The sequence below is a fragment of the Ruminococcus sp. RTP21484sp1_RTP21281st1_A8_RTP21281_210402 genome, assembly GCF_040914025.1.
GTDB classification, from domain to species: Bacteria; Bacillota; Clostridia; order Lachnospirales; family Lachnospiraceae; genus Blautia_A; species Blautia_A faecis.
In genome coordinates this window covers 4,037-18,474 of sequence record NZ_JBCPGE010000031.1, presented here as the reverse complement: position 1 = coordinate 18,474, position 14,438 = coordinate 4,037, and the positions used below count along the sequence as shown (strand labels likewise).

Genomic DNA, 14,438 nt, shown 5'->3' with positions numbered 1-14,438 from the left:
ATGATAACCAGTGCAAATAATACACAGGTAAAAAATATCATACAGTTAAACCAGAAGGCCAAGGCCCGCAGGGAACAGGGGTTGTTTGTGGCTGAGGGACGGAAAATGTTCGGGGAAGCTCCAAAGGACTGGATTTCCAGGGTTTATGTGACAGAATCCCTGACTGCAGATGAGTCCCTGATGAAGCAGGTCATGGAACTTCCGGAAGAAAAAAGAGAAATCGTGGCAGATAATGTTTTCCGCCAGATGTGTGATACCAGGACTCCACAGGGAATTCTTACAGTTCTGAAGAAACCGGTGTGGACTGTGGAAGATATTTTAAAAGGAGATGCTCCTTTGGTAATGGTTCTTGAGGATCTTCAGGATCCGGGAAATGCAGGGACTATTTTCCGAACAGGTGAGGGTGCTGGTGTTTCCGGTGTTTTTCTTACGAAAACCTGCGTAGACATTACCAATCCAAAGGTCATCCGATCAACTATGGGATCTGTTTACAGAATGCCTTTCCTATATGTGGAGGATGTGGTATCATTAAAAGCAGAACTGGAGCAAAAAGGTATCCGTACCTTTGCAGCCCACCTGAAAGGAAAAAATTCCTATGATCAGGAGGATTATCAGGGCGGCACAGCATTTCTTATTGGAAATGAAGGAAACGGGCTGACGGAAGAGGCAGCAGAAGCTGCCGATTGTCTCATCCGGATCCCCATGTGCGGCAAGGTGGAGTCCTTGAATGCAGCTATGGCTGCAGGAATTTTGATGTATGAGGCTGCAAGGCAGAGACGGTAGGGTTAGCTGATCTGGAATCTGTCTGCTGAAGTATATCTGATGACGTATGGCAGATTTTGACAATCGCTTATCTGAAAGGGGGAGTCTTATGGAACCAATTATCTGGCTGGGAGTCCTGGCTGTGCTTCTGGTTATTGAAGGGCTTACCACGGCACTTACCACCATCTGGTTTGCAGGAGGCGCACTTGCTGCCGCTATTGCAGCCGGCATTGGAATGGGAATCGTGCCGCAGCTTCTTCTGTTTTTCTGTGTTTCACTGGTGCTGCTGTTTTTTACAAGACCGGCAGCTCTGAAGCTTATGAGAAAAGACACAGAGAAAACAAATGTGGAAGGTCTTCTTGGAAAAAAGGCTGTCGTGATCCAGAAGATCAATAATCTGGCCCAGACAGGCCAGGTTCGCATCAATGACATTGAATGGATGGCCCGGACATCCGATGACAGCGTAACAATTCCGGTTGACACTGTAGTAATCATAAAAGCAGTCCACGGTGTTAAATTGATCGTGGAGCCAAAGGAGGCGTAATATGGGAAGTATCTTATTTTTGCTGATTGTCATCATTCTGGTGCTGTGGATCCTGGCATCCTGCATCCGCATCGTACCCCAGGCATATGCGATCGTACTTGAGCGTTTAGGTGCTTATCAGGCAACATGGGGAACCGGTGTACACTTCAAACTTCCATTTGTAGAGCGTGTGGCAAGAAAAGTCAATCTGAAAGAGCAGGTTGTAGATTTCCCACCACAGCCGGTTATCACAAAAGATAACGTAACCATGCAGATTGATACTGTTGTATTTTTCCAGATCACAGACCCGAAGCTGTACGCATACGGCGTTGAGAATCCGATCATGGCTATCGAGAATCTTTCCGCGACTACATTGCGTAACATTATCGGTGATATGGAACTGGATGAAACCCTGACCTCACGTGAGGTGATCAATACCAAGATGCGTGCTTCCCTTGACGTGGCAACTGATCCATGGGGAATCAAGGTAAACCGTGTAGAGCTTAAAAATATCATTCCTCCGGCCGCTATTCAGGAAGCCATGGAGAAACAGATGAAAGCAGAGCGTGAGAGACGTGAGGCAATTCTGATCGCAGAAGGTGAGAAGAAGTCCACCATCCTTGTTGCAGAGGGTAAAAAAGAATCTGCAATTCTTGATGCCGAAGCTGAGAAGCAGGCTGCTATCCTTCGCGCGGAAGCGCAGAAAGAGCGCATGATCAAAGAGGCAGAAGGTCAGGCAGAGGCAGTTCTGAAGGTTCAGAAGGCGAATGCAGAAGGTCTTCGTATGATCAAGGAGGCAGGTGCTGACAATGCAGTTCTTACCCTGAAGAGCTTCGAAGCTCTTGCGAAAGTGGCAGACGGCAAATCTACCAAGATCATTATCCCGTCAGAGATCCAGAACCTGGCAGGACTGGCAGCTTCTTTGAAGGAAGTTGTTGTGGATGAAAAGGATAAAAAAGAAGAGTAACATTCTTGAAACAAGAAATTAATGAGATGAAAGCCGACGATGGTAGTCTGAAAAGTGAAAAATTGAAAGACTTGTACGACAGTTTACTGTAAAGCATGGCAGAAAGAAAAATGGTGCCAGGCACTATACCTGGCACCAGAGGAGGATTATTATGAACTTAAAAGGCAGAAATTTTTTGACACTGAAAGACTTTACACCAGAGGAAATTCTGTATCTTCTTGATTTATCCGCTGAGTTAAAGGCAAAGAAAAAAGCCGGTGAGCTTACCGAGTATTACAAGGGCAAAAATATTGCCCTGATCTTTGAGAAAACCAGTACCAGAACACGTTGTTCCTTCGAGGTGGCAGCCCATGATCTGGGAATGGGAAGCACCTATCTGGATCCAACTGGCTCCCAGATCGGCAAGAAAGAGAGCATTGCAGATACTGCAAGAGTTCTTGGAAGAATGTATGATGGTATCGAGTACCGTGGATTTGGTCAGGAAATTGTAGAAGATCTTGCAAAATATGCAGGAGTTCCGGTTTGGAACGGTCTGACAAACGAATATCATCCAACACAGATGTTAGCAGATATGCTTACCATCCGTGAGCATTTCGGATATCTGAAAGGAATCAAGCTGGTTTACATGGGCGATGCCCGTTACAACATGGGTAACTCCCTGATGGTAGCCTGCTCCAAGCTTGGTATGCATTTCGTAGCCTGCACAAGTAAGAAATATTTCCCAAATGAGGAGCTGGTTGCTCAGTGCAAAGAGTACGCTGCAGAGTCCGGCGCAACCATTACTCTTACAGAGGATGTAGAGGCTGGAACGAAGGACGCAGACGTTATTTACACAGATGTATGGGTATCCATGGGTGAGCCGGATGCAGTATGGGAAGAGAGAATCCATGATCTGACACCATACAAGGTAACCTCTGCAGTTATGAAGAATGCAGGGGAGAAAGCAATTTTCCTTCACTGTCTGCCGGCATTCCATGATCTTAAGACAAAGATTGGCAAAGAGATGGGCGAGCGCTTCAATCTGACAGATATGGAAGTAACAGACGAAGTATTCGAGTCTCCGGCTTCTAAGGTATTTGATGAGGCTGAGAACCGTATGCATACCATTAAAGCGGTTATGGTTGCTACACTGGGAGAGCCTGAGAATAAATAATTCGGCTTCCAGATAACAATGAATTAATGAATTCCGATTGTTTCTACGTTCTTATGTACTACTTTTTATCCTCTGGATAAGATGTATCATTTATTCAAAGAACCTGGACGATTGGGAGTTATAGAAAGGGTATCTGAAATGATTTCCGAAAAAGAATCATATGAAGAAATTGGCACGGGCAGTATCTATAACGAAACCACAATTGCAGATCAGATACATACAAAATGGGCGGGCAAAACCGTCCATTTTGCAAGAGAAACAGATTCTACCAATTTGTGGATCAAGCGTCTGGCGAAGGAAGGCGCATCAGAGGGAACTCTTGCACTGGCAGAATTTCAGTCAGCAGGAAGAGGAAGACTTGGCAGATCCTGGGAGGTACCAGAGGGTACGTCGGTTATGATGAGCATTCTTCTCAGACCGAAATTTGAACCTCAGTATGCACCAACCCTTACCCTTGTAATGGGTATGGCTGTGGCGAAAGCAGTGAAGAATCTTGGATTTGACGTAAGTATCAAATGGCCCAATGATGTGGTAGTTTCCCACAAAAAAATATGCGGAATCCTTACCGAAATGGGGGTTCGCGATGGAAAAATTGACTATGCAGTCATCGGAGTGGGAATTAATGTAAATATCAGAGAGTTTCCGGAGGAGATGGCAGACAAGGCTACATCCCTTTATCTGGAGAGCGGCAAGGAATTTGACAGAAGCCAGATTCCCGGGCTTGTGATGGAAGCTTTTGAGGAATACTATGAAAAATTTGCAGCGACCTGTGACCTCAGTGGGCTGAAAGAGGAATATGAAAGTATTCTTGCTAATTACAATCAGCCGGTGCGTGTGCTGGCGAAAGAGCCGTACGAGGGCGTGGCCAGAGGGATTACAGATGGCGGAGAGCTGTTGGTAGAGAAAACTGATGGAACGATTGTAGCTGTCAGCGCCGGTGAGGTTTCGGTTCGCGGGCTGTATAGCTATGTGTAAGGCTATTGTTTAGGCACATTTTCGCAAATGATATTCCCCACTGATTGCGATAATCCTACAGTGAATGGGGCATATCACTTGCGAAAATGTTGTTGACACAGATGAAAACAGAAAGGTGGGACTTAATTGTATCAGGAGAATGTAGTGCTTTGCGGCGCAAGCGCCTATGAACAGAAATATTACTTTAATAAAGACTTTGATTCTCTGCCTGATCATGTGAAGAAGGAACTGCAGATCATGTGTGTTCTTTTCACAGAAGAGATTGGAGGAATTTTCACACTGGAATTTGATGATCACGGAAACCTGCAGTTTAAAACAGAGGCTACGGAAGCTGATGGATTTTATGATGATATTGGCGGTGCACTGAAGATTAAAAAGCTGCGTGTGGAGAAAGAGGAGCTTCTGGAATCTCTGGAAATGTATTATCGTGTGTTCTTCCTTGGGGAAGATGTGGATAAAGAGAAGACAGAAGAGTAAGCTGTGTGGATAAACTGATAAACAGGGAAAATAGCAGCTCATCAGATGTGACATTTGAGTTCACGAAGCGAGTAATTGTTGAAAGGATTGAATAGTTACACATCAAATATGAAAGTAATTAAGGTGATATGAGTAGTAATTTAGATTCTAAGTTGAGATATGAGCTTCCAAAGGAGATGAAGTGGAAAATCGGAACTGTGGAGATCCCTAACCGGTTCGTCCTGGCACCAATGGCGGGCGTTACCGACCTGGCTTTTCGCAGGCTTTGCAAGGAGCAGGGCGCTGGGCTTCTCTGCATGGAGATGATCAGTGCCAAGGCTATTTCCTATAAGAACAAAAATACCAGGGCGCTGATGGAAATCGACCCGGTGGAGCATCCTATTTCCATGCAGCTCTTTGGAAGTGAGCCAGAGCTGATGACGGAGGTGGCGAAGGAAATCGAGGAGGAGCCTTTTGACATTCTGGATATCAATATGGGATGCCCAGTGCCGAAGGTGGTAAATAACGGTGAAGGTTCAGCTCTTTTGAAAAATCCGGATCTGATTGTGAAGATTGTGAAAAGCATTTCTTCTGCCATTCAGAAGCCATTGACAGTGAAAGTTCGTATCGGTTTTGAGAATGAGCCGGTGGATATTGTGGAGATTGCAAAGCGCGTGGAGGATGCCGGGGCAGCAGCTATTGCAGTTCATGGACGGACACGGCAGCAGTATTATTCCGGGATAGCAGACTGGGAGACCATTGCCAGGGTTAAAGAAGCAGTTTCCATTCCGGTGATTGGAAATGGGGATGTGGATTCGCCGAAAAAGGCGGAGAAACTTTTCCGGCAGACTGGATGTGATGCGGTGATGATCGGGCGTGCTGTGGAAGGAAATCCATGGATTTTCCGGGAGATGAATCACTATTTTGCAACAGGGGAAGAGCTGGCCAGACCGCCTCTTGCCGAGGTGAAAGCGATGATTCTGAAGCATGCGCGGGCGCAGATAGAGATGAAGGGTGAGTTTATCGGCATTCGGGAGATGCGTAAGCATGTGGCATGGTATACAGCAGGAATGCCCCACAGTGCAGGGCTTCGTAGGGAATCCAATAATATTGAGAGTTATGCAGATTTGGAGAAGCTGCTGGAGAGATTATAATTATGTTCAGTGGATCCGATTCTGCAAAAAATCATTTCAAATGTAGTGTTGACCAGATGAGTGGAAAACCGCTGTATGGTGATAAAAAGATAATAATCAGACGTATGAGAGTCAGGAGGTTTGGGCTGGGAAGGCTGGAACTTGCTGACTTTTTCTATAGTTGAAAGGGAAAGATTATGGATAAATTACTGAGATATAACGGTGTGCAGGAAGCACTAAAATTTCTGCGCGAAGATGATGAAAGAACTTTGCAGGAGCACCTGGAAATGTGCCAGATTCCTGCGCCTTCCTATGAAGAAGGGGAGAAAGCGGAATATGTCCGAAAGAAGATGGTGGATGCCGGTCTTTCAGAGGTGCACGTTGATGAGGTGGGAAATGTGCTGGGAACCTGGAAAGGGACTGGGAATGGACCGCGAATTATGGTTGCGGGACATACAGACACTGTTTTCCCAAGGGAGACAGACCTTACTTTGAAGAAAGAAGGCGAACGCTACAGCTGTCCGGGAATCGGAGACGATACCAGGGCGGTAGCGGAGCTTCTCAGTCTTGCAAGAGCAATGAATGCTACAGGCATTCGCGGCGAGGGAGATATTGTGTTCTGTGCAAATGTGTGCGAAGAGGGACTTGGTGATCTGAGGGGAATTAAGCATGTATTTAAGGATATGGCAGACACAGAAGGGCGCTACGACGGTTTCGTTTCCATTGATGATAAAAAAACCTCTGGAATCATTTACCAGGCAGTAGGCAGCGAGCGCTATCTGGTAACTTTCCACGGAACCGGCGGACACAGCTTCACCGGCTTCGGAATTCCCAACCCGATTCACGCAATGGGAAGGGCGATTGCGAAAATCAGCGATTTCCAGACACCAAAGAATCCGAAAACTACTTTCAGTGTAGGCGTAGTAAACGGCGGCACGTCTGTAAATGTAATCGCGGCAGAGTGTTCTATGCTGGTGGATCTGCGCTCTGTGGATGCAGGGGAACTTGAGAAATTATCCGCAAAACTCCACCAGGCAATAGAAGAAGCCGTGAATGAGGAAAACGCCCGCTGGGGATATGGAACTTTAAGTTCTGAGAGTACAGGAATCCTTGACGACAATAATATGACAGCGAAAAGCAGTGTGGGAGATACAGCTGGCGCAGTGCCAGTGAATGCTGATAATGGAGACAGGGAAACCTCAGCAGAAGATGACCGCATTACAGTCACCTTCGAACAAAAGGGCAGGCGCCCTGCTGGTACCCAGGAAAAATCCTGCCAGATTGTCCAGGCTGCAAATGCTGCAAATCAGGCCATTGGCATGGAAACCCTGTACATCGGTGCCGCCAGCACAGACGCCAACATCCCCATCAGTCTTGGAATCCCTGCCATCACCGTGGGCTGGGGAGGAAAAGGCGGTGGAGAGCATACCATCCACGAATGGTACGAACCTGCAGAATCCTGGAAAGGACCACAGCGTGACTTGCTGTTGCTGTTGGCGTTATCGGGCTATGAAAATATACGAGAGTATCAGCTTCCACGCATAAATCCGAAAGGAAAATAAAAAAACATCCCCCGGAAAGAATAGTCCCAATAAACGGACATTTCCCTTCCGGGGGATGTTGTATTAACTGAATTAGTTCTGATGTTTTTTTCGAAGAATTACATAAACCAGAATCAAAGTAAACAGCACAAACAAAATGGAGCAGGACAGTACATAATTCAATGCTGCGCCCATAATTCCCCACTGCTGCACCAGAATCCGGGCAGCTGCGATGGTAATAATTGCGGTTATGGAATAAACTGGAAGCAGGCATTTTCCCCAGCGGATAGCGATAAGGATATTGTAGATCATGTAGACTTCCGCGCTGATTCCTCCGCCGATAAGCAGAACTACGAAATGCAGCTTATATGGGGAAAGATCCACGCCGTAAATAATCTCCAGCAATGTTCGACCGATGAGATGCCCTCCAGCCACAACAGCTACACAGCAGACCAGGATGATGCCAATGATCCGCAGTATGTACAGTGTGAACTTTTTCACATTATTTTCCCACCATAATTCTGCGATGGTGGTGATGGTAGGCTTAAACACGAACTCGCACATCAGCGAAATCACAAAAGAAGGCATAAACAGAATGCTATAGTAAGTCTGATATTCATCTGTCATAACGCCAGCCATTGCGTATTTTGGAATGTTGTAGAGCAGCAGGGAAAGAAAAGTACCGATAAACATAGGGGTACAGGTTCGAAGTAACTCCCACACATGAGACATCTGAAGCTTGCGTCCATCCTCTTCATGACCAACGTATTTTCTGGTCATCTGTGAGTTAATGATAAGACACAGAATAAGGGAGGTTGTAGAAGTAGCAACACAGGTGCAGTACAGGTTCTTAGTGATAATAAGCATAGCGGTGAAAAAAACTGCGGAATACAGATTTCTCGCCGCCAGCATTTTTCCCATCTGCTCAACATGGTACTTTTGCTGAAGATTTCCGTGGAAAACATCCTCCACCGCATCAATCATCTTCATCATAATAATAAAAGTGCTGATGATAATATATTCGCCTTTGAAGCTGAAGGAACTGTAAATAATTCCAAACAGCATCATCAGTGCACAGGTGATAATGCGGGAAACCTTATACTCGGAAAAAATATATTTGTGCTCCAGATCCGTGGCCTGATAGGTGCGGACACCATAGCGTCCCACCTGCAGAAGCAGCTGTGCAGTAGCGTAGCTTAAGGAATAAAACCCTGCCAGCTGTGCGCCACACACACGAGTTACCACCAGGAGATACAAAAAGGAGGAGCCTGAGTAACAGGTACTTCCGATCATATTCCATAAAAAGGCTTTTTTTACATTTTTTTCTTTATTCATTTGCTAAAAATCTCCATTTATTGGTAATCGCTGCTTAATCCTCAGATGTCATCTGGCGCAGCTGTTCCATAGAGTGCTCGCGGAAGCGGGCAATCTGCTCATTTGCATAAGTGAAATCAATTTCTTCAGTAAGCTTCTCGTAAGAAACATCATCCATAGTTCTGTCAGTAAGCTTCACCAGATTAAGAAGCTGCTGAACACGGCGGTTCATGTGGTGACCGTTTACCTTGGCGAAGAATTTGCGGTTAAAAATAAGGGCAAAAACAACGCCATGGAAAGAATCAGAAACCACGTACTCTGCATTTTTGAAAAGTCCCATCCACTCTGCAGGACCAACCGTGATCTTGCAGTCACATTTCAGAAGACCAACTAATGGGAAAGGAATGTATACAATACGGTAGCCGGTCTTATTGTGGAGACGGCGGGCGAAGTCTACGATTTCTTTGTTAATTCCCAGCTGGTAAACCAGAATGTATTTTTCTTTATATTTTGGCTCAACCAGAAGCTTATCCCACTCTTCCGCAGTGAGAAGAAGGGTAGGATCGCAGACCACTTCAGGACGCTTCTCTGTGAGATTCTCTACAATGTCAGCCCCATAGTCTTCACGAACCAGAATTTCATCAAAATCGGAAAGCAGTTCTTTATATTTCTGCTGGTATTCTTCCGGCGGAAGATTTTCACCGATACTTGCGGCATAGCTGCATTTCTTTTTCCCCTCTTTTACAAAATCAAGGAAATAGGTAGTGTCAAAATTGGTAAGCTTGTAATCCCAGATCTGGTCGCTTCCAGCAATATAAATATCGTATTTGCCAGCTACCGGCTGCATTTTACCCTGAGTGACAGGCTGGCTGTAGCGCATGTGTCTGCGGAATCTGTTGCATTTGAAACGGCGGGGAATGTAGCAGATATGGCCGATTGTCCCGTAAATATAGTTAAAAAGTCCTTTCTTTTTCAGGTTTACAAGGCGGAAAGGATTGCTGATATAGTCGCAGCGGTAATCAATAATTTCCGGCTGGGTGCCGATTTCCTGCAGCTTTTTCTGAAGCGCGTAGCTCTGTAGGATGGCACCGTAATTGTCGTAGTTATGGAAGGTAATCACACCTACTCGTTTTTTCTGCATAAAGTCCTCCTGGCTAATATAAGGTAGATATAATATAACACATAAACGAGAAAATAAACAGTTTTTGCAGGTGGATTTATCAATTAATTCCAAAGTGTTTATGGAAGTTAAAGTTGAAATTGTTAAGGAGTACGCTATAATAGAGATAATGAAATTTACCTGAGAAAGTGGAGGCGAAAAGATGGCGGGATATTTAATCGCAGAAACTACCCGTGAGGAGCGGGAGAAGATTGTTGCAGAATCCCTTGGAAATATTGAGGCGAACTGCGACGGTTGTATGGCAGGGCTGGCTGAGATGTATCAGGAATACATTGATGGGAAGAAAGAGCTTCGCCAGATCAATATGGAATTTAACGCAAGATACGTAAAAAGCGAGGACATGCCGGTGAGAAGCCGGTGCCCGGAGTCCTTTTGCTAATAGAAATCAAAGAGGGCACCAAACTGAAATATGAATTGAGGCAGTACGAAGTAACAGAATAAAGAAGCAGTAAGAGCAGAAGTTTTCAGTACATGTAACGAAAACTTCTGCCTTTTTTTTACCAAATGTTAATAGTTCTTTTTTTATTCTGGTGTTATTATGTAAAAAAGTCGTATTATAATTAATATGGAAATAAAAGGCTATTGCTAATTATGTCTGCAATAAATACGTTCTAGAATTATTTTAGTTATGGAGAAAAGTATATGGAAAAAAACGTATTAAAGGTTCGCATGCTTGGAACCTTTTCGTTGGAATATAAGGGAAAAGAACTGGTACTGGATCGAAATAAAGCATCGAAGACTACACAGCTTTTTCAGCTGCTTATGTTTCATACCGAAGACGGCGGAATTTCCAAAGCTGCTATGATAGATGCCCTTTATGGAAGAGTTGAGGTGGAGAATAAGAACGGAAGCCTGAACAACACCATTTTCAGACTTCGTAAACAGCTGAAGGATATTGGACTTCCAGATAGCAAATACATAAATATCCAGTCCGGAATGTGCTGTTGGGACGGAAATATTGAAGTTCAGGTTGATGTAAATGAGTTCCGGAAACTGATAGAGAAAGAAAAAAAGGAGAAACGGGAAGAGGACAAGCTCCATCTCTGGATGCAGGCCTGGAAAATTTATAAAGGTGAATTTCTCCCGGATATGATCGGGGAGCAATGGGTCGCTGTGGAGAATGTCCGGTGCAGAGATGAGTACTTCCGTGTTACAGAGGAGCTGTGCCGCTGGCTGAAGGGGCATGAACGGTATGAAGATCTGCATAAAGTGGCGCACAGAGCCGCCGAAATTTATCCCTTTGACGAGTGGCAGGTCTGGGAAATCGACAGCCTGATCGGAATGTCACGATATAAGGAAGGCCTTGAAGTTTACCAAAACACCGAAAAGCTTTTATTCGATGAAATGGGAGTGGCCCCTTCGGAGAGATTGTTAAAGCGTTTCAAGCTGATGGGAGAACGGACTTCACAGGCAGCAGGTGCCCTTAGCGATATCAAGGAAAGACTTCGGGAAAAGGAGGCTGCAGTAGGAGCATATTTCTGTCCGTTTCCCAGCTTTGTTGACATCTATCATGTATTCAGCCGTATGGTGGAGCGCTCTGGTTTATCCGTGTTTGTTATGCTTTGCACACTGGACTATAAGGCGGATCATGTTTCGGAGGAGAAGGAACGTGAAAAGTCCGAACTTCTCAGACAGGCCATCCAGTCATCCATACGAAAAGGTGATTTTTACACCAGATACAATGTCCGGCAGTATATTGTCATGCTGATCGAAATCAGCCAGGAGAACTGCCCCATCGTTTCCAAACGAATTGCAAAAAAATTCAATAAGCTCTCTGGCGATAAGAAATTCACTCAGGTTGATTTCTATGTGGCATCCATTGGAGAGATGTGTGAAATGGAGGGATAAATTATGGTCTACGATGTGATTTGTGATGAGTATGAACTCATTTGCTCCTGATTTAGGGAAAAGACTTGAAAAATGCTAAAAATGCCATAGGAAATCGCTCGTTTTTGCAACTCTTTCGGAAAATGAAAGAGTTGGAGAAAGAGGCAAAGTGATAGAATATATTTAAAAATCATATACTATCTATCATGCAACCGAAAATAATTCCCGATTCGGTTAAAATAAATCTACATATCCAAAGAAAGGAATGAGACATTATGAAAAAGAATGGGTATTTAAGAAGATTTCTGGCACTGTTTCTCGCTCTCGTGATGATCATGGCTGATTCATCTGTGACGACGTTTGCGGCGACGGTGGGAAGGGTGAAGCAGAAGAGTGCGGCCGCGGAGACGGAAAATCAGCAGACGGTATATACCTATGAGGATTCTAAGGTAACGGTAACTGCAACGTTGGAAAATGCCGATGCAGTACCGGACAACGCCAAATTTGTTGTCACAAAAATGAATAAAGCAGATCATCAGGATGGTTATGCGTATGCAGAACAGAAACTGAAAGAATATGAAGAGTTAGAGAATGTTCTGTATGATAGTTATCTGATTTATGATATGCATTTTGAAGATGAGAACGGAAACGAAATCGAGCCAGCAGAAAGTCAGGTTTCCGTAAACATTTCTTATAAAAAGGCTCAGAAATTATCAAATGAAACAACAGAAGACAGTGTACAGGTATTACATTTGGATGAAAACCTGGATCAGTTGGAAGATGTAACGGATAATGTTGAACTGAATAAAAAAGGAAAAATTAAGGAAGTAACATTAACAACGGATAGTTTTAGTACTTTTATTATCGCAGATCAAGGTCTGAGTAGTTTTAAGCTGAGATTACAGTTTGTGGATTCGCAGGGAAACGTTGCAACAAGTCAGAATGGTACATACTATGCGAAGATTGAAAAAGATGGATTACATCAGTTTAAAAAAATAACTGTAGAAAATGGAATTGGCGAGGCAACATTTGATGCGCTGTATGATAATAATGGTAATCGACAGAAGAGCATAGAAACTGGTGAATATAAAGCAGTGCTTGCAATTGCTCGTCCAGATCAAAATCCAAACGTAGAAGGTCAGAAACAAAATAATTGGGATACAAATAACGCTTTGTCAGAAGTCGATAATGGCCAGACATTTGATTATCAGTTTACAATTGCAATTAATGACAGATACACAGTAGACTCTTCACATGACACAGTTGTTATTAATGCAACTCAGATGGGAAATAATTCTATTTCTTATGCTGATATAAAAGATGGCTTGAAAGATGCAAGCCAATTTATGGTTGTTGCGAATTATTTCGAGCAATCCATGCATTTTGAGGGAAATTTTGCTGTAGATAAATTTAAAGGAAATGGAAACCCGGTTGGAGCACAGGGAACTGAAAAGAAAATTAATCTTACAATTAATATTGAAAAATCAGTTAATCCGGCAGCTGCAAAAACTTTTAACTTTAGAATAGTTGATGCAAACAAGAATAAAGTCGCAGATGTAACCATTACAACTGATGCTAACGGAGTTGGCTCTACCTCGTATACAATTAAGGATGCAAAAAGTGCATATGAAGTATATGAATTAGATGAAAAAGGAAATATTCTTGAAGATGGAGGAAAAATAGGAGACTATACAGTTTCTTATGATTATTCAGAAGGTTTAAAAGGCTTAATGAACTATGATACAACTTCATTTGCGAAAGTGATTGAAGGGGTTACAAGTTTAACTGCAAATAGCTCAAACAATTTATTTGTAACAACGTCAGAGGTGACGACCGATAAGGGGGCTGTTAAGAAGGTTACCGCAGCAGAATTCGATTCTCTGATTAACATTACTAATATTTTAACAACAGTATCTGGATTATCAAAGAAACTTGCTAAGGCGAAATCTACAGATTCAGCACAAGTTGTTTATTTAACCCCAAGTGATCTGAAACAGCACCGATTAAATCTTCCAGCAGTTAGAGATAATCAAGCTCTTGTGATCAATGTTATGATTCCAAGTGGCATGAATGAACTTGATGTTGCGACAGAAGTACTTTATGTTGGAAATGAAATAGTTGATGTTGCTGGTAAAAAAGAAAGCGAACTGGATCCGAATAGTAAAGGTCAACAAATTGCAAAAAGAACAATTTGGAACTTCGTAAATGAAGATGGAACTCCATATAAGGGATATGTGAAAGATACTGGAAAGAAGATGGGCGGATTTGCCCTTGTTCCAGAAGGCTCATATATGAATAATAATGGAATGTGTTCCATTTATGCTAAAAACGTTTATCAGGGCGGAGCCGAAATTCACAAAAATAGTTTCCCTGGTGATCAGGAAAAATCTGGAACTGTAAAGATTTCTAATAGAAAAGATACACCAGAAGAGACCAGTGTAAGTGTCAAGAAGGTATGGAATGACAGCAACAACCAGGACGGAATCCGCCCGGATTCCGTCACCGTACAGCTTTATGCAGACGGAAAAGCAAGCGGAGCCCCGGTAGACCTGAATGCGGCGAATAATTGGAGCCACACCTGGAGCGGACTTGCGAAGAAAGCAAATA

Annotated in this window: 13 protein-coding genes; 11 read left to right on the top strand and 2 right to left on the bottom strand. The window is 43.7% G+C overall.

The window, feature by feature from the left end:
* The 8 genes from AB5170_RS14660 (at position 1) to AB5170_RS14625 (ending at position 7,531) form a co-directional block, all read left to right on the top strand.
* Positions 1-783 (top strand): RNA methyltransferase, encoded by a 783-nt coding sequence (locus AB5170_RS14660; RefSeq protein WP_118583958.1) that lies wholly within the window; start codon positions 1-3, stop codon positions 781-783.
* Between the two features lie 88 nt (positions 784-871).
* Positions 872-1,306 (top strand): NfeD family protein, encoded by a 435-nt coding sequence (locus AB5170_RS14655; protein ID WP_173717395.1) that lies wholly within the window; start codon positions 872-874, stop codon positions 1,304-1,306.
* 1 nt (position 1,307) lies between these two features.
* Positions 1,308-2,252: an SPFH domain-containing protein gene (locus tag AB5170_RS14650; protein ID WP_173717396.1), complete on the top strand. Its 945-nt coding sequence runs from the start codon at positions 1,308-1,310 to the stop codon at positions 2,250-2,252.
* A gap of 151 nt (positions 2,253-2,403) precedes the next feature.
* A complete protein-coding gene (gene argF, locus AB5170_RS14645) occupies positions 2,404-3,405 on the top strand; it encodes an ornithine carbamoyltransferase (RefSeq protein ID WP_173717397.1) in 1,002 nt (333 codons plus the stop codon).
* A 138-nt stretch (positions 3,406-3,543) separates the two neighbouring features.
* The gene (locus tag AB5170_RS14640) at positions 3,544-4,380 is read left to right on the top strand and encodes a biotin--[acetyl-CoA-carboxylase] ligase (RefSeq protein ID WP_173736409.1); all 837 of its coding nucleotides are present in this window, start codon (positions 3,544-3,546) and stop codon (positions 4,378-4,380) included.
* A 126-nt stretch (positions 4,381-4,506) separates the two neighbouring features.
* On the top strand, positions 4,507-4,857 hold the full coding sequence (locus tag AB5170_RS14635) for a DUF6145 family protein (RefSeq protein ID WP_118583962.1): 351 nt from the start codon (positions 4,507-4,509) through the stop codon (positions 4,855-4,857).
* Between the two features lie 176 nt (positions 4,858-5,033).
* Positions 5,034-5,990, top strand: a complete 957-nt coding sequence (gene dusB, locus AB5170_RS14630) for a tRNA dihydrouridine synthase DusB (protein WP_173717402.1) — start codon at positions 5,034-5,036, stop codon at positions 5,988-5,990.
* A gap of 176 nt (positions 5,991-6,166) precedes the next feature.
* On the top strand, positions 6,167-7,531 hold the full coding sequence (locus tag AB5170_RS14625) for a M20/M25/M40 family metallo-hydrolase (RefSeq protein ID WP_173717400.1): 1,365 nt from the start codon (positions 6,167-6,169) through the stop codon (positions 7,529-7,531).
* 72 nt (positions 7,532-7,603) lie between these two features.
* Here the strand turns inward: AB5170_RS14625 and AB5170_RS14620 are convergent, their stop codons facing one another.
* Both AB5170_RS14620 and AB5170_RS14615 read right to left on the bottom strand, forming a co-directional pair.
* The gene (locus AB5170_RS14620; protein WP_118583966.1) at positions 7,604-8,845 is read right to left on the bottom strand and encodes a lipopolysaccharide biosynthesis protein; all 1,242 of its coding nucleotides are present in this window, start codon (positions 8,843-8,845) and stop codon (positions 7,604-7,606) included.
* 34 nt (positions 8,846-8,879) lie between these two features.
* Entirely contained in the window at positions 8,880-9,965 is a 1,086-nt protein-coding gene (locus AB5170_RS14615) for a polysaccharide pyruvyl transferase family protein (RefSeq protein WP_148463328.1), read from the bottom strand.
* 181 nt (positions 9,966-10,146) lie between these two features.
* Between AB5170_RS14615 and AB5170_RS14610 the strand changes: the two genes are divergently transcribed.
* The 3 genes from AB5170_RS14610 to AB5170_RS14600 all read left to right on the top strand — a co-directional run.
* Positions 10,147-10,383 (top strand): purine biosynthesis protein PurH, encoded by a 237-nt coding sequence (locus tag AB5170_RS14610; protein ID WP_118583972.1) that lies wholly within the window; start codon positions 10,147-10,149, stop codon positions 10,381-10,383.
* Between the two features lie 263 nt (positions 10,384-10,646).
* Positions 10,647-11,852, top strand: a complete 1,206-nt coding sequence (locus tag AB5170_RS14605) for a bacterial transcriptional activator domain-containing protein (RefSeq protein WP_173717401.1) — start codon at positions 10,647-10,649, stop codon at positions 11,850-11,852.
* 446 nt (positions 11,853-12,298) lie between these two features.
* On the top strand, positions 12,299-14,438 hold a 2,140-nt coding region (locus AB5170_RS14600), incomplete at its 3' end, for a Cna B-type domain-containing protein (protein ID WP_368365088.1).